We start from the raw sequence: 18,414 nt of genomic DNA on the forward strand, positions 1-18,414 counted from the left end.
GGTAGCTGACACGCTCGGCCCACGCCATCCATGGCGTGGGACGCTTTCCTCTTCTGACCCTGTTCCCTGCGCGTTAAATAAATCCGTTGCGGTCAGATTTACCCTGATGTGAGTTTGTCAGCAGCTCTGAGGCGCGCGATGCGCCTCTTTATCTGCCCGACTAATCAGGCGTTTTTCAGCACTTCGCTGACAATCTCAACGGCTTCTTTCTCAATCTGCGCGCGGTGCTCAGCGCCCAGGAAGCTTTCACAGTAGATTTTGTAAGCGTCTTCGGTGCCTGAAGGACGGGCAGCAAACCAGCCATTCTCCGTCATCACTTTCAGACCGCCGATAGATGCACCATTACCTGGCGCGGCAGTCAGACGAGCGGTGATAGGATCACCCGCCAGCGTATCAGCGCTGACCATCTCCGGTGACAGCTTCGACAGCGCGGCTTTCTGCGCTGAGGTGGCTGATGCCTGCAGACGGTTGTAGCTTGGTGCGCCAAAGCGCGCTGCCAGTTCGTCATAGTGTTGCTGCGGATTTTTACCGGTTACGGCAGTAATTTCAGCGGCCAGCAGACACATGATGATGCCATCTTTGTCCGTAGACCACGGCGTACCGTCGAAACGCAGGAATGAAGCGCCTGCGCTCTCTTCGCCACCGAAACCGAGGCTGCCGTCATACAGACCATCAACAAACCATTTGAAACCCACCGGCACTTCCACCAGCTTGCGACCAATGTCGTTGACCACACGGTCAATCATGGCGCTGGAGACCAGGGTTTTACCCACGGCAACATCCTGACCCCACTGTGGACGGTGCTGGAACAGATAGTTGATCGCCACCGCCAGATAGTGGTTTGGATTCATCAGACCCGCCGGGGTCACAATGCCGTGACGGTCATAATCGGGATCGTTGCCGAACGCCAGATCGAACTTGTCACGGTAAGCCAGCAGGCCTGCCATTGCGCTTTCAGACGAGCAGTCCATGCGGACCACGCCATCTTTATCCAGATGCATAAAGCGGAAGGTCTGATCGACCGCGTCATTCACCAGCGTCAGATCCAGCTTGTAGTGCTCAGCAATACGCTGCCAGTAAGCAATACCGGAACCACCCAGTGGATCCACACCCAGCTTCAGGCCCGCTTTCTGAATCGCCGGGAAGTCGATAATCTCTGCCAGACCTTCAACATAAGGCTGGATCAGATCTTTTTCGACCACATGACCGCTGGCCATCGCCTGCTCCAGCGGCAGACGTTTCACCTCTTTAAGGCCATCTTTGATCAGCTGATTGGCACGATCTTCAACCACTTTGGTGACGTTGGTATCAGCAGGTCCGCCGTTAGGTGGGTTGTACTTGATGCCGCCATCTTCCGGTGGGTTATGCGACGGCGTAATCACGATGCCGTCCGCCAGCGCGCCACCCGCTTTGTTGTGCTCAAGAATCGCATTCGAGATCGCAGGGGTCGGCGTATAGCCATTATCCTGCTGCACGATCACATCAACGCCGTTTGCCGCCAGCACTTCCAGAACAGACAGGATGGCGGGTTCAGACAGCGCATGGGTGTCTTTACCGACGTAGCAAGGCCCGGTGATACCATTCTTTTTACGCTCTTCGGCAATCGCCTGAGCGATCGCCAGAATGTGCATCTCGTTGAAGCTTTGACGCCCTGCACTGCCGCGATGGCCGGAAGTGCCAAATTTCACCGCATGTTCCGGGTTCGCCACATCGGGCTGCAGGACATAATATTGTGACGTTAATTGTGCAACGTTAATCAAATCGCTCTGCTGGGCGGGTTGCCCGGCACGTGGGTGATTGGCCATTGGCGCTGCTCCCTGACGCTTAAGTTTTAAATGGTGCCGCAAACTTTCTCGGTCAGTTCCGCAGGGAACTGCATCGAGAGCATGATGTGTTCGATCATGCTGCATTTACGACCAGTATTGGTGTTGGTGATCACCCAGTACGGCGTGCCGGGCACATGCTTCGGCTTAGTATGGGTGCCATTCTGCAACAGCGTATGCTCATCACCTGCAAAATAGACGCGGGTGCGGCCCTGCAGAGATGCAGTAGCTTCAGCAAAGGCTGCGGTATCAAGACGATAGAGCGTTGACAAGATAAGCATAAAGCGATTCACCGCCCGCTTCTGCTCCGCATATTCATCAGAAAGCAGCAGCTCGCGCACCGCGCGGACACGATCCTGCGGGCGCGAACCCACAGACGCAGGCTGGGACTCTTTCGCTGCATCTTTTGAGGCTGGCTGTGCAGGCGAAGCGGGTGCAGTCTGACCGGCCGTGAACTTCAGCATACGACGCAGAATGTCGGATGCGCTTTCACCAATGTGTTGCGTGTGGCTGGCAATATAACGGTAGAGCTCTTCGTCAACTTCGATCGTTTTCATCTTATTCCGTACGGTTCTTTCTCATGACAGAACCACCTGTTTCCTGAAAAGCTCTGAGTATAGTCAGGCAATTCAAAGGGTGTGTGGGTTCTAACATCAGGATTATAAAGTTAAAGTCAGGCGGGTTGTTAGCAATCAAACGGTTTACGGGCAAAAGTCAGAATATGTCCTAATGCCGCCGGAACCGGCGCGCCTGAAAAGGTGAAACCATGATAACCTAAGCTCAGGTCTCAAACTTAAGAACTTTGCTATGATTTTGAACGCCCGTCTGCAAACTGAACAATCCCCTGCTGATTCTCTGCCCATCCTGCTTATTCACGGTCTGTTTGGCAGTCTCGATAACCTTGGCGTGCTGGCGCGCGGGCTGAAAGATGCCGGTCCGTTGCTGCAGGTAGATGTCCGCAACCACGGACTTTCACCACGATCCGACGAGATGAACTACGCTGTAATGGCGCAGGATATGGTCGAAACACTGGATGCACATGGCATTGATCGCGTCGCGGTGATCGGACACTCGATGGGCGGTAAAATCGCCATGACCATGAGCGCGCTGGTGCCGGAACGCATTGAGCGTCTGGTGATGATCGATATCGCCCCGGTGGATTACCAGACGCGCCGTCATGACCAGATATTTGCCGGCATTCGTGCCGTCACCGATGCGGGCGTCTCATCCCGCAGCGAGGCGGCGAAGGTCATGCGAACGCTGATAGAGGAAGAAGGGGTGATCCAGTTCCTGCTGAAATCCTTCCAGGAGGGGGAGTGGCGCTTCAACGTTCCGGTGCTGTGGGATAACTACACCACGATCTCTGGCTGGCAGCCGGTTCCCGCCTGGAATCACCCGGCGCTGTTTATTCGCGGCGGCGACTCCAGCTACCTGGATAACAGCTATCGCGATGCGTTGCTGCAGCAGTTCCCGGCCGCTCAGGCGCATGTGATCGGTGGCGCAGGACACTGGGTTCATGCAGAGAAACCCGATGCCGTTTTGCGCAGTGTCCGTCGCTTTTTTGCGCTTTAAAAGCAAATAGATGGCGGTAAAGGTTTAGGATTGGCGTCCGGCGTAAGCGTGAAGTATGATGGCGCGCTAAAATTTTGCCGCGGGTCAGTTTTGCTGCGGCAATGGCCAATAATTTATAATCTGCGCGGTGAGTGTCTGGCGCCCGCCCCCATTCAGTTTTACTAAGCCATGGCAAAAGAACAGACTGACCGCACGACGCTCGATCTCTTTGCTGATGAGCGCCGCCCTGGTCGACCCAAAACCAGTCCGCTTTCGCGTGATGAACAGCTGCGCATTAACAAGCGCAATCAACTGAAACGTGACAAAGGACGCGGGCTTCGTCGTGTCGAACTGAAAATGAACAGTGACGCCGTCGATGCACTCAATACGCTGGCAGAACAGCGCAATCTCAGCCGTAGCGAACTGATAGAACAGATGCTACTGGCACAGCTCAAACTGGATTAATGCGGGCAAATCGCACGCAGAGGCAAATGTCGGGGCTTTAACCGTTCACCGGTTTTCTCTCGTCTGCTATTATTCGCTGAAATGTGCTGCGGCACACATCTCATCATCAGGATTTAAGAGGTTATTTTACTCATGGCACTCGTAGGCATCTTCTTCGGCAGCGATACCGGCAATACCGAAAACATTGCAAAAATGATCCAGAAACAGCTGGGTACAGATGTTGCAGAAGTCCATGACATCGCAAAAAGCACAAAAGAAGATCTGGAAGCGTTTGATATCCTGCTGCTGGGTATTCCGACCTGGTACTACGGCGAAGCGCAGTGCGACTGGGATGACTTTTTCCCGACGCTGGAAGAGATCGATTTTAACGGCAAGCTGGTTGCGCTGTTTGGCTGTGGCGACCAGGAAGATTACGCAGAGTATTTCTGTGATGCCATGGGCACGATTCGCGACATTATCGAACCGCACGGTGCCGTGATTGTCGGACACTGGCCAACTGAAGGCTACCACTTCGAAGCCTCGAAAGGCCTGGCCGATGATACCCACTTCCTGGGCCTGGCCATTGACGAAGATCGCCAGCCTGAGCTGACCAGCCAGCGTGTGGAGCAGTGGGTTAAGCAGATTTTTGATGAACTGCAGCTGAAAGAGATCATCGAAGCCTGATCCTGCCCGACTCAATGTGAGCGCCAGCTCACATTGAGGCAATGAAAATGCCTATAGAAATAATAGCCACATTTTTTTAACTTTCTCCGTTTAATCTGTAGAATACCCGCATCGATCTTCCGCTTATTTTCTCAGGCGGCAAGACTAAGTGATGTGCTAACAGACCTCTGTCAGAATCTTCCCCGGCCCGGTGACGAACCCCCAATAGCCCATGATGATTCTGACACGCCCTCTGGTTTTCATTTCATCGCTTCAGTTCTATAATGAGACGCAAATGAGAATGAGCACAGATCGACATTCAAGGCGATAAGCCACAAAAGTGAATATTAGTAACAGGACAAAATCCGCATGACTGACAACAACACCGCATTAAAGAAGGCTGGCCTGAAAGTAACGCTGCCCAGACTGAAAATTCTGGAAGTGCTTCAGGAACCTGAGTGCCATCACGTCAGTGCGGAAGATTTGTATAAACGCCTGATCGACATTGGCGAAGAGATTGGCCTGGCGACCGTTTACCGTGTTCTGAACCAGTTTGATGATGCCGGTATTGTGACTCGTCACAACTTTGAAGGCGGCAAGTCTGTCTTCGAACTGACGCAGCAGCATCACCACGATCACCTGATCTGCCTGGATTGCGGCAAGGTTATCGAGTTCAGCGACGAATCGATTGAAACGCGTCAGCGTGAAATCGCGACCCGCCATGGCATCAAGCTGACCAACCACAGCCTCTATCTCTATGGACACTGCACGCTGGGCGATTGCCGTGAAGACGAAACGCTGCACGACCAGTAACGCTGGCGCGGCCTGAAATAAAAAAACCGGTGAATTCACCGGTTTTTTTTGTCTGTTTTCTGCCCTCACCTCAGGCGACCAGCGTCTCCTGCAGATAGCGCCAGCGTGGAATGGAGCTGCTGCAATCCAGAATGGCCAGCGAAATGCGGCTCTGGTTATTGCCGTTCATCATCTGCATTTCGCGATACTGTACGACGATCTCTTTTTCATGATGAGAGAGAATGACATGTTCACAGGTGGCAATGCGCATCCCTTCCCGCTGCCCTTGTAACTGCTGGAAAAGATCCTCGACCTCGTTCAGATTATACTCTTTGCCCTTTGGGGTCACCATGCGAAATTCAGGATGAAAATAGGACATCAGCAGCTGGAAACTGTCGTCAGATCCGGCTGGCTGATTAAAAATACGTTCAATGAGCTGATGTAAAACGACGACACTGTGTTTGGCTTCCTGGGCGAGAACTGTCATTTTTTTTCCTTCTGTAACCCGCTTTGCAACCTCTGAGAGCGGATAGCCTACCTGAAAGCTGACAATTCACATCCTGAAATTGATTAATTTTTTTAAACTCAGATTACTCCCACAAGGCGGTATTGAACCGGTTGTGGTTAGTGCAGAATAAACGTCGGCGATGGTAAAAATCGGGGCAATAAAAAAGGGCGATAAATCGCCCTTTTGTCATTTTATGAGGTCAGCCTCAAAAAATTTATTCGCCCGTTTTGGTCCAGGTATCACGAAGACCGACGGTGCGGTTAAACACCAGTTGCGTCGGTTTCGAGTAAACGCTGTCGGCGCAGAAATAACCTTCACGTTCAAACTGAAACGGTGTTGTCGGTTCTACATCGCGCAGGCTGGGTTCAACAAAGCCGTTTTTGATGGTCAGTGACTCAGGATTAATGACCGCCAGGAAATCCTCTGCAGCAGCCGGGTTTGGCACACTGAACAGACGGTCATACAGGCGGAACTCAGCTGGCTGCGCGTGATCCGCAGAAACCCAGTGAATCACGCCTTTGACTTTGCGGCCATCGGCTGGATCTTTGCTCAGTGTATCAACATCGCTGGTGCAGTAGATGCAGGTAATGTTGCCCGCTTCATCTTTGGCGACCCGCTCAGCACGAATCACATAGGCGTTACGCAGGCGGACTTCTTTGCCCAGCACCAGACGCTTATATTGTTTGTTCGCCTCTTCACGGAAATCCGCGCGATCGATCCAGATCTCGCGGCTGAACGGCACTTCACGCGTGCCCATCTCCGGTTTACCCGGATGATTTGGCATGGTGACGATTTCGCTATGGCCTGCTGGCAGGTTTTCGATCACCACTTTAAGCGGATCTAAAACCGCCATGGCGCGGGGCGCATTCTCGTTAAGATCATCACGGATACAGGACTCCAGCGAGGCCATCTCCACGATGTTATCCTGCTTGGTCACGCCAATACGACGACAGAACTCACGGATAGAAGCGGCGGTGTAACCACGGCGACGCAGACCTGAAACGGTCAGCATGCGCGGATCGTCCCACCCTTCTACGTGCTTCTCGGTCACCAGCTGAGTGAGTTTACGTTTCGACATCACCGCATACTCCAGATTCAGGCGCGAGAATTCATACTGACGCGGATGAACCGGAATAGTGATGTTGTCCAGCACCCAGTCATAGAGACGGCGGTTGTCCTGAAACTCCAGCGTACAGAGCGAGTGCGTAATGCCTTCCAGCGCATCGGAGATGCAGTGGGTAAAGTCATACATCGGGTAGATGCACCACTTATTGCCGGTCTGGTGGTGTTCCGCGAACTTGATGCGGTAAAGCACCGGATCGCGCATCACGATGAAATTAGAGGCCATGTCGATTTTGGCGCGCAGACAGGCGGTGCCTTCGGCAAACTCACCGTTTCGCATCTTCTCAAACAGCGCCAGATTCTCTTCCACGCTGCGATCGCGATAAGGGCTGTTTTTACCCGGCTCTTTCAGGGTGCCGCGATATTCACGAATCTCATCCGGACTCAGTTCATCAACGTAGGCCAGTCCTTTGGAAATCAGCTCGATGGCATAGTTGTAGAGCTGATCGAAATAGTTTGATGAGTAACAGACCTCACCGCTCCACTCAAAACCCAGCCACTGAACGTCACGCTTGATGGATTCAACGAATTCCATATCCTCTTTAACCGGATTGGTATCGTCGAAACGCAGGTTGCATTGCCCCTGATAGTCCTGGGCGATGCCAAAATTCAGACAGATCGATTTCGCATGACCAATATGCAGATAGCCATTGGGCTCCGGCGGAAAACGGGTATGCACGCTGCTGTGCTTACCGCTCGCCAAATCTTCGTCAATGATCTGACGAATAAAGTTAGTTGGGCGGGCTTCAGCCTCACTCATCTCAAAAATCCTCAATACGAATAACGGGTGATTTGTACCACGAAGTAACGGAGTATGATCCACAAAGCGTCTGAGGGAAACAACCGTTTGTTAAGCCTTTAAAACAAAAAAGGCAGGAATCGCTTCCTGCCTGTGGGGTTCTGTTGCGGGGATTAGCCTTTCACTTCATACAGCGGGGTTTCCCCTGCTATTACCTGACCCTGTGCCAGTAAAGTCAGACCGGCGAAATCGTCGCTGTTGCTGACCACGACCGGACTCACCATTGAGCGGGCATTGGCGTTAAGGAATTCAAGGTCCATCTCCAGTACTCGCTGACCGGCGACCACGCTGGCCCCCTCTTCAACCAGACGGGTAAAGCCTTTACCTTCCAGCGCCACGGTATCCAGCCCCATGTGCACCACAATCTCCACGCCATTGTCGGTTTCCAGACAGAAGGCATGATTGGTGTTAAAGATTTTCACCAGCGTACCGGCAATCGGTGCCACTACCCATTTGTCGCTGGGCTTGATCGCCAGACCGTCGCCCACCGCTTTGCTGGCAAAGGCTTCATCCGGCACATCATCCAGCGCCACGACTTCACCGCTGACCGGCGCCAGCAGCGTGGCGATGACCTGCTTCTCACTGTTCAGCACCGCCTGCGGTTTAACGTCCGGCTCGGCCGGCGCACTGCTGGTAGCCGCTGCAGCGACCGGACCTTTGGTCAGCACTTTTTTCATGGCCGAGGCGATGCTTTCTGCCTGGGTACCTACGATGATCTGCACGCTCTGTTTGTTAAGACGGATCACGCCGGACGCGCCAAGGCGCTTAGCAACCGCCTCATTCACCTGCGCCGAGTCATTCACGTTAAGACGCAGACGGGTGATACAGGCATCGATACTGGTTAAGTTAGCTGAACCACCAATCGCCCCAATGTAGCGGCGCGCCAGTGACTCTGTGGCACTTTCACCGCTATCCGTTTTATCAACGTTAACGTCATAACCATCAGTTTCATCACCATCAACCGCCAGCTCGCGGCCCGGCGTCATCAGGTTGAATTTTTTGATGGTAAAGCGGAACACCACATAATAGATAACGAAGAAGACCAGACCCTGCGGGATCAGCATGTACCAGTGTGTCGCCAGCGGATTACGGGTCGACAGCACCATATCCACCAGCCCGGCGCTGAAACCAAATCCGGCAATCCAGTGCATGCTGGCAGCGATGAAGACAGAAATACCGGTCAGGACGGCGTGGATCAGATAAAGCACGGGTGCCACGAACATGAAGGAGAACTCCAGCGGTTCGGTAATACCCGTAAAGAAGGCAGCAAACGCCGCGGCCAGCATGATACTACCCACTTTGACGCGGTTCTCAGGACGCGCACAGTGGTAGATAGCCAGCGCAGCACCCGGCAGACCAAACATCATGATCGGGAAGAAGCCCGCCTGATAACGACCGGTGATGCCGACAGTTGCCGATCCGTCAGCCAGTGACTGTGCACCGCCAAGGAATTTAGGAATGTCATTAATGCCCGCAACATCGAACCAGAACACCGAGTTCAGGGCGTGATGCAGACCGACCGGAATCAGCAGGCGGTTAAAGAAGGCGTAGATACCGGCACCGGCAGAGCCGAGCTTCTGGATATGTTCACCAAAGCCCACCAGACCGTTAAAGATAACCGGCCAGATATACATCAGGATAAAGGCGACCAGGATCATCAGGAACGAGACCAGTATCGGCACCAGTCGCCGTCCGCTGAAGAAGGAGAGTGCTTTCGGCAGCTCGACGTGGCTGAAGCGGTTATAGACCTCCGCCGACAGGATACCGACCAGAATACCGACAAACTGGTTATTAATTTTGCCAAACGCCACAGGTACCTGGTCAACCGGCATCTTCTGTATCATCGCCACCGCGGCCGGTGAGCAGAGCGTGGTGACTACCAGGAATCCGACAAAGCCGGTCAGGGCTGCCGCACCATCTTTATCTTTCGACATGCCATACGCGACACCAATCGCAAACAGCACTGACATGTTTTCAATGATGGCAGCACCAGATTTGATCAGCAATGCCGCCAGCGCATTACCTGCGCCCCAGCTGTCTGGATCGATCCAGTAGCCCACGCCCATTAATATCGCTGCTGCTGGCAGGGTTGCTACCGGCACCATCAGTGCGCGCCCCACCTTTTGTAAGTAACCTAACATATCCCCTTCCCCCTATGAGCCTGACTTGTCGCTTTGCGCTGCTTAATGTTGTTATGTCAGCTGCAAAGATCGTTAATACACTTCATATCACGCAGCGAAGTGTAATGATAAATTAATTCGCCTCGCAAATTAAAAGCCTGGTAAATGTGATTTTTATCACTAAAAAACATCGTTTCATACGGCAACATCTGGCTATGACCGTAAACTTATTTTATGATCCGAAATATTGAATTATGCGCTGGCCATGGCGACAATGAATCATCTGTTCAGATTGGTGACTCACGCAACGGCTTAGCCATCCCCTTTCTATTTTCAATTGAGGTGAAACATGAGACTGATTCCTTTAGCGACACCAACCCAGGTGGGAAAATGGGCCGCCCGACATATTGTTAATCGTATCAATGCGTTTAACCCGACGGCGGATAAACCTTTTGTCCTGGGGCTGCCAACCGGCGGTACGCCACTGGAAGCGTACAAACACCTGATTGATATGCACAAAGCGGGCCAGGTCAGTTTTAAAAACGTCGTGACATTCAATATGGATGAATATGTTGGCCTGCCAAAAGAGCATCCTGAGAGCTATCACAGCTTCATGTATCGCAATTTCTTCGATCACGTTGATATTCAACCGGAAAATATCAACCTGCTGAATGGTAATGCCCCCGATATTGACGCAGAATGTCGTCAGTACGAAGAGAAAATTCGCGCGCTGGGTAAAATTCACCTGTTCATGGGCGGCGTTGGCAACGACGGTCATATCGCCTTTAACGAACCGGCTTCCTCTCTCGCTTCCCGTACCCGCATTAAAACCCTGACCCATGACACCCGCGTGGCGAACTCCCGCTTCTTTAACGGTGATGTTGATCAGGTGCCTAAATATGCGCTGACGGTCGGCGTCGGTACGCTGCTGGATGCAGAGGAAGTGATGATTCTGGTTACCGGCCATGTTAAAGCGCAGGCATTACAGGCGGCGGTTGAAGGCAACGTTAATCATATGTGGACCATCAGCTGCCTGCAGCTGCACGCGAAATCGGTGGTAGTGTGCGATGAGCCGGCCACCATGGAACTGAAAGTGAAAACCGTGAAATATTTCCGCGAAATGGAAGCGGAAAATATGAAAGGCGTGTAACAGAACATTGTCATGCCCTGCTGTTACGCTGAGTGACAGCAGGCCAGGACGGGAGAAGAGAGATGTACGCATTAGTTAACGGTCGAATCTACAGTGGCCATGAGGTTCTGGATAATCACGCGGTGGTGGTTGCCGATGAGCGTATTGCGCGCGTCTGTCCACGTGAAGCCCTCCCGGCGGATATTGAGCAGCGGGATATGGCAGGGGCGAATATTGCGCCAGGCTTTATCGATCTCCAGCTAAATGGCTGCGGTGGCGTGCAGTTCAATGACAGCCTTGAGGCGCTCAGCATTGAAACGCTGGAAACGATGCAGCGCGCCAATGAAAAGTCTGGCTGCACCAGCTTTTTACCGACGCTGATAACCAGCAGCGACGCCCTGATGAAGCGGGCGATTGAAACCATGCGCGCCTACCTGCAGAAACATCAGAATCAGGCGCTGGGTCTGCATCTGGAAGGGCCCTGGCTGAGCAAAGCGAAAAAAGGCACCCACGATCCGGCGCTGATTCGCCTGCCGGATGCGGCAATGGTGCAGTACCTGTGTGACAACGCGGACGTCATCACCAAAGTCACGCTTGCCCCTGAAAATGCGGGTAGCGATGTGATTCGTCAATTGACTGATGCCGGGATTATTGTCTCAGCCGGTCACTCGAATGCGACCTATGAAGAGGCTAAAGCGGGCTTTTCTGCTGGTGTGAGTTTCGCGACGCACCTCTACAACGCCATGCCCACCTTTGCCGGACGTGAACCCGGGCTTATCGGTGCGCTGTTTGATTCGCCTGATGTATACTGCGGCATTATTGCGGACGGTTTACATGTACATTACGCTAACGTGCGCAATGCAAAACGCATCAAAGGCGACAAACTGGTGCTGGTCACGGATGCCACTGCACCGGCTGGCGCAGACATAAGCGAGTTTATTTTTGCAGGCAAAACAATCTATTATCGCGATGGGCTCTGTGTCGACGAAAACGGCACATTAAGTGGTTCTGCCCTGACGATGATTGAAGCGGTACAAAACAGCGTTGAGCATGCAGGGATCGCACTGGACGAAGCGTTGCGTATGGCAACACTCTACCCGGCACGGGCGATGGGCGTGGAAAGGCAGTCAGGCTCGATCGAAGCAGGAAAAATCGCGAACCTGACTGTGTTTACGCGCGACTTTAAAATCATAAAGACGTTTGTCAACGGAGACGACGTCCTGAGCGAGTAAGCACTGAATGACCACTGGCGGCCAGTCACAAATAGGAAATGTCGATCTTGTTAAGCAACTCAATAGCGCAGCGGTTTACCGGCTGATTGATCAACAGGGGCCGATATCGCGCATTCAGATTGCCGAACTTAGCCAGCTCGCGCCCGCCAGCGTCACCAAAATTACCCGTCAGTTGATTGAGCGCGGCCTGATCAAAGAGGTAGACCAGCAGGCGTCTACCGGTGGTCGCCGCGCCATCTCCATTATCACTGAAACCCGCCATTTCCATACCATCGGCGTCCGCCTCGGACGCAACGACGCCACCCTGACTCTGTTTGACCTCAGCGGTAAATCGCTGGCGCAGGAAGATTATGCGCTGCCGGAACGCACCCAGGAGACGCTGGAACATGCGCTGTTTAACGCCATCAGCAGCTTCATTGAGCAGCACCAGCGTAAAATTCGCGAGCTGATCGCGATTTCAGTGATCCTGCCAGGGCTGGTTGATCCGATTAACGGCGTGATCCGCTATATGCCACACATCTCTGTCAGCCGCTGGCCGCTGGTCGCCAGTCTGAAAAAACGTTTTAACGTTACCAGTTTTGTAGGTCATGATATTCGCAGCCTGGCGCTGGCTGAGCACTATTTCGGTGCAAGCCGCGACTGTGCTGACTCAATTCTGGTGCGTTTACACCGGGGCACGGGCGCCGGCATTATTGCCAACGGCCATATTTTTCTCGGCAGCAACGGCAACGTTGGCGAGATCGGCCATATTCAGGTCGACCCGCTTGGCGAGCGCTGTCACTGCGGCAACTTTGGCTGCCTTGAGACTATTGCCGCCAACGGCGCCATTGAAAATCGGGTACGCCATCTGCTGAATCAGGGCTATCCCAGCGTACTGACGCTGGAGGCGTGCCAGATATCTCACATCTGCAAAGCGGCCAATCAGGGTGATGCACTGGCCTGCGAAGTGGTTGAGCACGTTGGCCGTTATCTTGGCAAAGCTATCGCGATTGCGATCAACCTGTTTAATCCGCAAAAAGTGGTGCTGGCGGGTGAGATCACTGAAGCAGAAAAAGTGCTGCTGCCCGCGATTGAGGGCTGCATTAATACTCAGGCATTAGAGGCCTTCCGTAAAAATCTGCCGGTCGTGCGTTCCACCCTGGATCATCGTTCCGCTATTGGCGCCTTTGCGCTCGCTAAACGTGCCATGCTTAACGGCATTCTGCTGCAACATCTTCTGGAAGACTAAGCTAACCCGCTGCTGTGGCGGGCCATATCGGATCTGACTATGACCATTAAAAGCGTAATTTGTGATATCGATGGCGTGCTGATGCACGACAACACGGCCGTTCCCGGCGCACAGGAGTTTTTACAGCGCATTCTGGCCAAAGAGATGCCGCTGGTGGTGCTGACGAACTATCCCTCGCAAACCGAGCAGGATCTGGCAAACCGCTTTGCCTCGGCCGGTGTCGAGGTGCCCGACTCCGTTTTCTATACCTCCGCAATGGCAACCGCCGACTTCCTGCGCCGTCAGGAGGGCAAAAAGGCGTATGTGATTGGTGAGGGCGCACTGATTCATGAACTCTACAAAGCGGGCTTTACCATTACCGATGTGAATCCAGATTTTGTCATTGTCGGAGAGACGCGCTCGTTTAACTGGGACATGATGCATAAAGCGGCCTTCTTCGTGGCTAATGGCGCTCGCTTTATTGCCACCAATCCGGATACCCATGCGCGCGGTTTTATTCCTGCCTGTGGCGCACTCTGTGCGGGTATTGAGAAGATATCAGGCCGTCGCCCGTTTGTTGTCGGCAAGCCCAGCCCCTACATCATGCGCGCCGCGCTGAACAAAATGCAGGCCCACTCGGAAGAGACCGTGATTGTCGGTGACAATCTGCGAACCGATATTCTGGCCGGTTTTCAGGCGGGTCTGGAGACGGTGCTGGTGCTCTCCGGCGTCTCGACGCTGAGTGATATCGATGCCATGCCGTTCCGTCCGGACTGGATCTACCCTTCTGTGGCCGATATTGACCTGTTCTGATTCATTTCTCTTATGACGCATCCGGCTAATCTGTGATGCGTCACCCCTTTTTGCGCTATATCTCCCACTTTTACTGTCTGATTTCTGCTCACAAAAGCTATTTTATTGCTGATCCAGCAACGAAACGGCTTTAAAATTATCGTTTATTTAATTTTATTGCCATGCAAGCAATCTTTTTATCAGTAAATCACGATTCCTCTTGCATTGAATGCACCAAATAGCGCATTTTCTTATGTATCACGCAGCATCAGGCTGCCGGACAAACGCAAAAGAAAACATCGCCGTAAGGTGAGCTCAGGAGTCAGTTATGTGTTCAATTTTTGGTGTGCTGGATCTGAAAACCGATCCTGTTGAGCTGCGCAAAAAAGCGCTGGAATGTTCACGCTTAATGCGTCATCGCGGCCCGGACTGGTCAGGCGTCTACGCCGATGACCATGCTATTCTGGCGCATGAACGTCTCTCAATTGTTGACGTTAACAATGGCGCACAGCCGCTGTACAACGCCGATCACACCCACGTACTGGCAGTTAACGGCGAAATTTATAACCATCAGGCACTGCGCGCTGAACTCAGCGATCGCTACGCGTTTCAGACCGGTTCTGACTGTGAAGTGATTCTGGCGCTCTATCAGGAGAAAGGTGTCGATTTCCTTGATGAGCTGGAAGGCATGTTCGCCTTTATCCTCTATGACACCGTTAAAAAAACGTACCTGATTGGTCGCGACCACATCGGCATCATCCCGCTCTATATGGGTAACGATGAGCATGGCAACCTGTTTGTTGCTTCAGAAATGAAAGCGCTGGTGCCTGCCTGCCGTTCAATCAAAGAGTTCCCGCCGGGAAGCTACCTCTCCAGCACCGATGGCGAGATCCGCCGTTACTGGCAGCGCGACTGGATGGAATATAAAAACGTTGAGCACAACACCACCGACGCCGCTGGCCTGAAACATGCGCTGGAAGAGTCCGTGAAAAGCCACCTGATGTCAGATGTGCCTTACGGCGTGCTGCTGTCAGGCGGTCTGGACTCTTCCATCATTTCAGCCGTGACCAAGCGTTACGCGGCGAAGCGGGTTGAAGATCAGGATAAAAGTGATGCGTGGTGGCCACAGCTGCACTCCTTCGCGGTAGGACTGGAAGGTTCACCCGACTTAAAAGCGGCGAAATCGGTGGCGGAGCATCTGGGCACCGTACACCATGAAATTCATTTCACCGTGCAGGAAGGTCTGGATGCCATTCGCGATGTGATTTATCACATTGAAACCTATGACGTCACCACCATTCGTGCCTCTACGCCAATGTACTTAATGTCGCGTAAAATTAAAGCGATGGGCATTAAGATGGTGCTGTCGGGCGAAGGCGCAGATGAAGTCTTCGGCGGCTATCTCTATTTCCACAAGGCGCCAAACGCCAAAGAGTTCCACGAAGAAAACGTACGTAAACTGCAGGCGCTGCATATGTTCGACTGCGCCCGTGCCAACAAAGCGATGTCCGCCTGGGGCGTTGAAGCCCGCGTACCGTTCCTGGATAAAAAATTCCTGGATGTGGCGATGCGTATTAACCCGGCCGATAAAATGTGTGGCAGCAACGGTAAAATGGAGAAGCACATTCTGCGTGAATGTTTCTCCTCTTACCTGCCGGAGAGCGTGGCGTGGCGTCAGAAAGAGCAGTTCTCGGATGGCGTGGGTTACAGCTGGATCGACTCACTGAAAGAAGTGGCTGCGAAGCAAATCAGCGATCAGCAGCTGGCTACCGCTCACTTCCGCTTCCCGTTCAACACGCCGGGTTCGAAAGAAGCCTATCTCTATCGTGAGATCTTTGAAGAGCTGTTCCCGTTGGCGAGCGCGGCAGAGTGTGTGCCTGGCGGTCCATCGGTCGCCTGTTCTTCAGCCAAAGCGATTGAATGGGATGAAGCGTTTAAAAACATGGACGATCCCTCTGGTCGTGCCGTGGGTGTGCATCAGTCAGCCTATAAATAAGCCGGCAGAAAGCAACCAGAATGGGCCCGTTGTGGCCCATTTTTTTTACGATTAGCGTTGTATTCACTGAAAAATTGCCGAATAAACATCCAGGCTGGTTATAAGCCAGTCAAACAGCGATTACCTGGCAAAAAACGGTAAAAAAATTGTTGACGCTGTCTGGTCAACTCCGCATAATGCGCCCCGCAACGCCGATGAAGGTAACGCGAAAAAAAGATGGCTACGTAGCTCAGCTGGTTAGAGCACAGCACTCATAATGCTGGGGTCACAGGTTCGATTCCCGTCGTAGCCACCATCTTTTTTTGCGGGAGTGGCGAAATTGGTAGACGCACCAGATTTAGGTTCTGGCGCCGCAAGGTGTGCGAGTTCAAGTCTCGCCTCCCGCACCATTTCATTATTCGGCAGCGTGGATGGGATATCGCCAAGCGGTAAGGCACCGGTTTTTGATACCGGCATTCCCTGGTTCGAATCCAGGTATCCCAGCCAATTTCGATGATTCTCGAGGCTGAGAACGGACGAATGGGATATCGCCAAGCGGTAAGGCACCGGTTTTTGATACCGGCATTCCCTGGTTCGAATCCAGGTATCCCAGCCATCATTGAAATGCAGTACAATTTGGCTACGTAGCTCAGCTGGTTAGAGCACAGCACTCATAATGCTGGGGTCACAGGTTCGATTCCCGTCGTAGCCACCATATAATTGGGGTGTCGCCAAGCGGTAAGGCACTGGTTTCTGATACCAGCATTCCGGGGTTCGAATCCCTGCACCCCAGCCATACAAAAGACAATTTGAAAAACACCATTATTGGGGTGTCGCCAAGCGGTAAGGCACTGGTTTCTGATACCAGCATTCCGGGGTTCGAATCCCTGCACCCCAGCCAAATTGCACAACCTGGCCCGCTTTTGCGGGCTTTGTTGTTTTTGTCGTTCCCCTTCCTGATTTCCTGATTGCAGGCCCGCCGTATGGCGAGCCGACATGCGCAATCTGCTATAACCCCAGCGCGTAGCGCAATACCTGCCGCTTCAGTACCCCGGAATGTTCGGCGGCAATCAATCCGAGATTACGTGCAAACCGCAGCGGTGCCAGCTGATTGCTGAAGGCAAAATAGAACAGATCCATACCGCCCTGCATCAGCATATTGTCTTTACGACGTTGCCGATGATAGCGCTGCAATACGCGCTCGGATGCCCAATCTTCCGCCGCACCGCGTGCGCTGACCAGCACATTAATCAACGCATCAATATCGCGATAGCCCAGATTCACGCCCTGCCCGGCCAGCGGATTAATGGTATGCGCGGCATCACCGACCAGCGCCAGTCCTGGCAGGACATACCGTGAAGCGTGACGCCGTACCAGCGGGAAGCCGCCAGCCGCATGGGCTTTAAAACGTCCCAGCCGCGCCGGGAAGTGGCTGGCTATCTCTTTTTCCAGCTGGGCCATCGGCATCGCCTGTAGCTGGCGGACTCTTGCAGGCGCGTCATACCAGACCAGCGAGGCCCGGTTGCCATACAGCGGTAAAAAGGCGCGCGGTCCCTGAGGCGTAAAGTGCTGCCAGGTCGCATCGCCTGCCGGATGTTCGCAGGTCACGCTGATCAGTAAACAGGATTGCGCATAGCTCCAGCCATGAATACCAATCCCGGCCATCTGTCGCACCTGAGAGTTCGCGCCATCAGCCCCAACCACCAGGCGGGTGTGTAAGGCAACGTCGTCGTTGAGGTCGATGCGCCAGCCGCCATTTTCTGGCTGCAGGTTCTCCAGTGTGGCCGGGCAATAGCAGGTCACGCCCAGCGACTGCATCTCCTCCCATAGCGCCCGCTGAAGCACGCTGTTCTCGACCATAAAGCCCAGCTCGGGCAGCCCCAGCGAGGCCGCATCAAAACTCACCTGCGCCGTCTGCCACTCCCAGGTTTCCAGCCTGCGATAGGGCGCGCTGCGCATCGCCTCTACCCGTGGCCAGACGTTGAGCTGCTTCAGCAACCCCACCGAGGATGACCCAATCGCCGAAATTCGCAGATCGGGATCGCTGTCGGCATCAAAAGGCGCGGGTTCGGCACGCTCAATGACCGCAACGCGAAAATGTTGCTGCGTCAGTCCACAGGCCAGCGCCGCACCGACCATGCCACCGCCAACAATCACTACATCAAACTGATTATCCTGCATTGCTTATGTCCCTCTCTTATTCCCGCCAGCCTGCGCAACACGGGTCTGAATAAAGCAAAGTGTACCGGAAAACCGG

General features: G+C 53.4%; 15 protein-coding genes and 7 tRNA genes. 16 read left to right on the forward strand and 6 right to left on the reverse strand.

The window, feature by feature from the left end; translation table 11 throughout:
* Positions 1-164: 164 nt before the first annotated feature.
* Positions 165-1,805 (reverse strand): phosphoglucomutase (alpha-D-glucose-1,6-bisphosphate-dependent), encoded by a 1,641-nt coding sequence (pgm, locus tag AFL22_RS12660; protein ID WP_010260692.1) that lies wholly within the window; start codon positions 1,803-1,805, stop codon positions 165-167.
* A gap of 26 nt (positions 1,806-1,831) precedes the next feature.
* The gene (gene seqA, locus AFL22_RS12665; protein ID WP_010260690.1) at positions 1,832-2,380 is read right to left on the reverse strand and encodes a replication initiation negative regulator SeqA; all 549 of its coding nucleotides are present in this window, start codon (positions 2,378-2,380) and stop codon (positions 1,832-1,834) included.
* Between the two features lie 250 nt (positions 2,381-2,630).
* Here seqA and ybfF point away from each other — a divergent pair, with 250 nt between their 5' ends.
* The 4 genes from ybfF to fur all read left to right on the forward strand — a co-directional run bounded on the left by ybfF (position 2,631) and on the right by fur (position 5,294).
* The gene (ybfF, locus tag AFL22_RS12670; RefSeq protein ID WP_033766681.1) at positions 2,631-3,395 is read left to right on the forward strand and encodes an esterase; all 765 of its coding nucleotides are present in this window, start codon (positions 2,631-2,633) and stop codon (positions 3,393-3,395) included.
* Between the two features lie 168 nt (positions 3,396-3,563).
* A complete protein-coding gene (gene ybfE / locus AFL22_RS12675) occupies positions 3,564-3,839 on the forward strand; it encodes a LexA regulated protein (RefSeq protein WP_010260688.1) in 276 nt (91 codons plus the stop codon).
* Between the two features lie 132 nt (positions 3,840-3,971).
* Positions 3,972-4,502, forward strand: coding sequence for a flavodoxin FldA (gene fldA / locus AFL22_RS12680; RefSeq protein WP_010671288.1), 531 nt, complete (start codon positions 3,972-3,974; stop codon positions 4,500-4,502).
* 348 nt (positions 4,503-4,850) lie between these two features.
* A complete protein-coding gene (fur, locus tag AFL22_RS12685) occupies positions 4,851-5,294 on the forward strand; it encodes a ferric iron uptake transcriptional regulator (RefSeq protein ID WP_009091454.1) in 444 nt (147 codons plus the stop codon).
* Positions 5,295-5,364: 70 nt separating this feature from the next.
* On the opposite strand, the gene AFL22_RS12690 is transcribed toward fur, so the two are convergent.
* From AFL22_RS12690 to nagE, 3 genes are all read right to left on the reverse strand, one after another.
* The gene (locus tag AFL22_RS12690) at positions 5,365-5,760 is read right to left on the reverse strand and encodes a hypothetical protein (protein WP_010260686.1); all 396 of its coding nucleotides are present in this window, start codon (positions 5,758-5,760) and stop codon (positions 5,365-5,367) included.
* A 235-nt stretch (positions 5,761-5,995) separates the two neighbouring features.
* Positions 5,996-7,663 carry a glutamine--tRNA ligase gene (glnS, locus tag AFL22_RS12695; RefSeq protein ID WP_010671287.1) on the reverse strand — a complete coding sequence of 556 codons (1,668 nt, stop codon included), beginning with the start codon at positions 7,661-7,663 and terminating at the stop codon, positions 5,996-5,998.
* Between the two features lie 152 nt (positions 7,664-7,815).
* The gene (gene nagE, locus AFL22_RS12700) at positions 7,816-9,843 is read right to left on the reverse strand and encodes an N-acetylglucosamine-specific PTS transporter subunit IIBC (protein WP_031293061.1); all 2,028 of its coding nucleotides are present in this window, start codon (positions 9,841-9,843) and stop codon (positions 7,816-7,818) included.
* Positions 9,844-10,171: 328 nt separating this feature from the next.
* On the opposite strand from nagE, the gene nagB reads away from it, so the two are divergent.
* The 12 genes from nagB to AFL22_RS12760 all read left to right on the forward strand — a co-directional run bounded on the left by nagB (position 10,172) and on the right by AFL22_RS12760 (position 17,058).
* Positions 10,172-10,972, forward strand: a complete 801-nt coding sequence (gene nagB / locus AFL22_RS12705; RefSeq protein ID WP_010260676.1) for a glucosamine-6-phosphate deaminase — start codon at positions 10,172-10,174, stop codon at positions 10,970-10,972.
* 62 nt (positions 10,973-11,034) lie between these two features.
* Complete coding sequence (gene nagA, locus AFL22_RS12710) at positions 11,035-12,183, forward strand: N-acetylglucosamine-6-phosphate deacetylase (protein ID WP_052271535.1); 1,149 nt, start codon at positions 11,035-11,037, stop codon at positions 12,181-12,183.
* Between the two features lie 7 nt (positions 12,184-12,190).
* Entirely contained in the window at positions 12,191-13,411 is a 1,221-nt protein-coding gene (locus AFL22_RS12715; protein WP_010260667.1) for an N-acetylglucosamine repressor, read from the forward strand.
* Positions 13,412-13,450: 39 nt separating this feature from the next.
* The gene (locus tag AFL22_RS12720) at positions 13,451-14,203 is read left to right on the forward strand and encodes an HAD-IIA family hydrolase (protein ID WP_010260664.1); all 753 of its coding nucleotides are present in this window, start codon (positions 13,451-13,453) and stop codon (positions 14,201-14,203) included.
* 307 nt (positions 14,204-14,510) lie between these two features.
* A complete protein-coding gene (asnB, locus tag AFL22_RS12725) occupies positions 14,511-16,178 on the forward strand; it encodes an asparagine synthase B (protein ID WP_010671283.1) in 1,668 nt (555 codons plus the stop codon).
* Between the two features lie 218 nt (positions 16,179-16,396).
* Positions 16,397-16,473, forward strand: a tRNA-Met gene (locus AFL22_RS12730).
* 9 nt (positions 16,474-16,482) lie between these two features.
* Positions 16,483-16,567: transfer RNA gene (locus AFL22_RS12735), tRNA-Leu, on the forward strand.
* Between the two features lie 22 nt (positions 16,568-16,589).
* A tRNA-Gln gene (locus AFL22_RS12740) sits at positions 16,590-16,664 on the forward strand.
* A 34-nt stretch (positions 16,665-16,698) separates the two neighbouring features.
* Positions 16,699-16,773: transfer RNA gene (locus AFL22_RS12745), tRNA-Gln, on the forward strand.
* A 22-nt stretch (positions 16,774-16,795) separates the two neighbouring features.
* Positions 16,796-16,872 (forward strand) — tRNA-Met (locus AFL22_RS12750).
* A gap of 6 nt (positions 16,873-16,878) precedes the next feature.
* Positions 16,879-16,953: transfer RNA gene (locus tag AFL22_RS12755), tRNA-Gln, on the forward strand.
* A gap of 30 nt (positions 16,954-16,983) precedes the next feature.
* A tRNA-Gln gene (locus tag AFL22_RS12760) sits at positions 16,984-17,058 on the forward strand.
* A gap of 107 nt (positions 17,059-17,165) precedes the next feature.
* Here the strand turns inward: AFL22_RS12760 and ubiF are convergent.
* Positions 17,166-18,338, reverse strand: a complete 1,173-nt coding sequence (ubiF, locus tag AFL22_RS12765) for a 3-demethoxyubiquinol 3-hydroxylase (RefSeq protein WP_050680187.1) — start codon at positions 18,336-18,338, stop codon at positions 17,166-17,168.
* Positions 18,339-18,414 lie beyond the last annotated feature (76 nt).

Source organism: Pantoea sp. CFSAN033090 (assembly GCF_001264395.1).
Lineage (GTDB): Bacteria > Pseudomonadota > Gammaproteobacteria > Enterobacterales > Enterobacteriaceae > Pantoea > Pantoea agglomerans.

Excerpts from the sequence above, each read along its gene's own strand:
- pgm (WP_010260692.1), bottom strand. The coding sequence starts at position 1,805 with ATGGCCAATCACCCACGTGCCGGGCAACCCGCCCAGCAGAGCGATTTG.
- seqA (WP_010260690.1), bottom strand. The coding sequence starts at position 2,380 with ATGAAAACGATCGAAGTTGACGAAGAGCTCTACCGTTATATTGCCAGC.
- ybfF (WP_033766681.1), top strand. The coding sequence starts at position 2,631 with ATGATTTTGAACGCCCGTCTGCAAACTGAACAATCCCCTGCTGATTCT.
- ybfE (WP_010260688.1), top strand. The coding sequence starts at position 3,564 with ATGGCAAAAGAACAGACTGACCGCACGACGCTCGATCTCTTTGCTGAT.
- fldA (WP_010671288.1), top strand. The coding sequence starts at position 3,972 with ATGGCACTCGTAGGCATCTTCTTCGGCAGCGATACCGGCAATACCGAA.
- fur (WP_009091454.1), top strand. The coding sequence starts at position 4,851 with ATGACTGACAACAACACCGCATTAAAGAAGGCTGGCCTGAAAGTAACG.
- AFL22_RS12690 (WP_010260686.1), bottom strand. The coding sequence starts at position 5,760 with ATGACAGTTCTCGCCCAGGAAGCCAAACACAGTGTCGTCGTTTTACAT.
- glnS (WP_010671287.1), bottom strand. The coding sequence starts at position 7,663 with ATGAGTGAGGCTGAAGCCCGCCCAACTAACTTTATTCGTCAGATCATT.
- nagE (WP_031293061.1), bottom strand. The coding sequence starts at position 9,843 with ATGTTAGGTTACTTACAAAAGGTGGGGCGCGCACTGATGGTGCCGGTA.
- nagB (WP_010260676.1), top strand. The coding sequence starts at position 10,172 with ATGAGACTGATTCCTTTAGCGACACCAACCCAGGTGGGAAAATGGGCC.
- nagA (WP_052271535.1), top strand. The coding sequence starts at position 11,035 with ATGTACGCATTAGTTAACGGTCGAATCTACAGTGGCCATGAGGTTCTG.
- AFL22_RS12715 (WP_010260667.1), top strand. The coding sequence starts at position 12,191 with ATGACCACTGGCGGCCAGTCACAAATAGGAAATGTCGATCTTGTTAAG.
- AFL22_RS12720 (WP_010260664.1), top strand. The coding sequence starts at position 13,451 with ATGACCATTAAAAGCGTAATTTGTGATATCGATGGCGTGCTGATGCAC.
- asnB (WP_010671283.1), top strand. The coding sequence starts at position 14,511 with ATGTGTTCAATTTTTGGTGTGCTGGATCTGAAAACCGATCCTGTTGAG.
- ubiF (WP_050680187.1), bottom strand. The coding sequence starts at position 18,338 with ATGCAGGATAATCAGTTTGATGTAGTGATTGTTGGCGGTGGCATGGTC.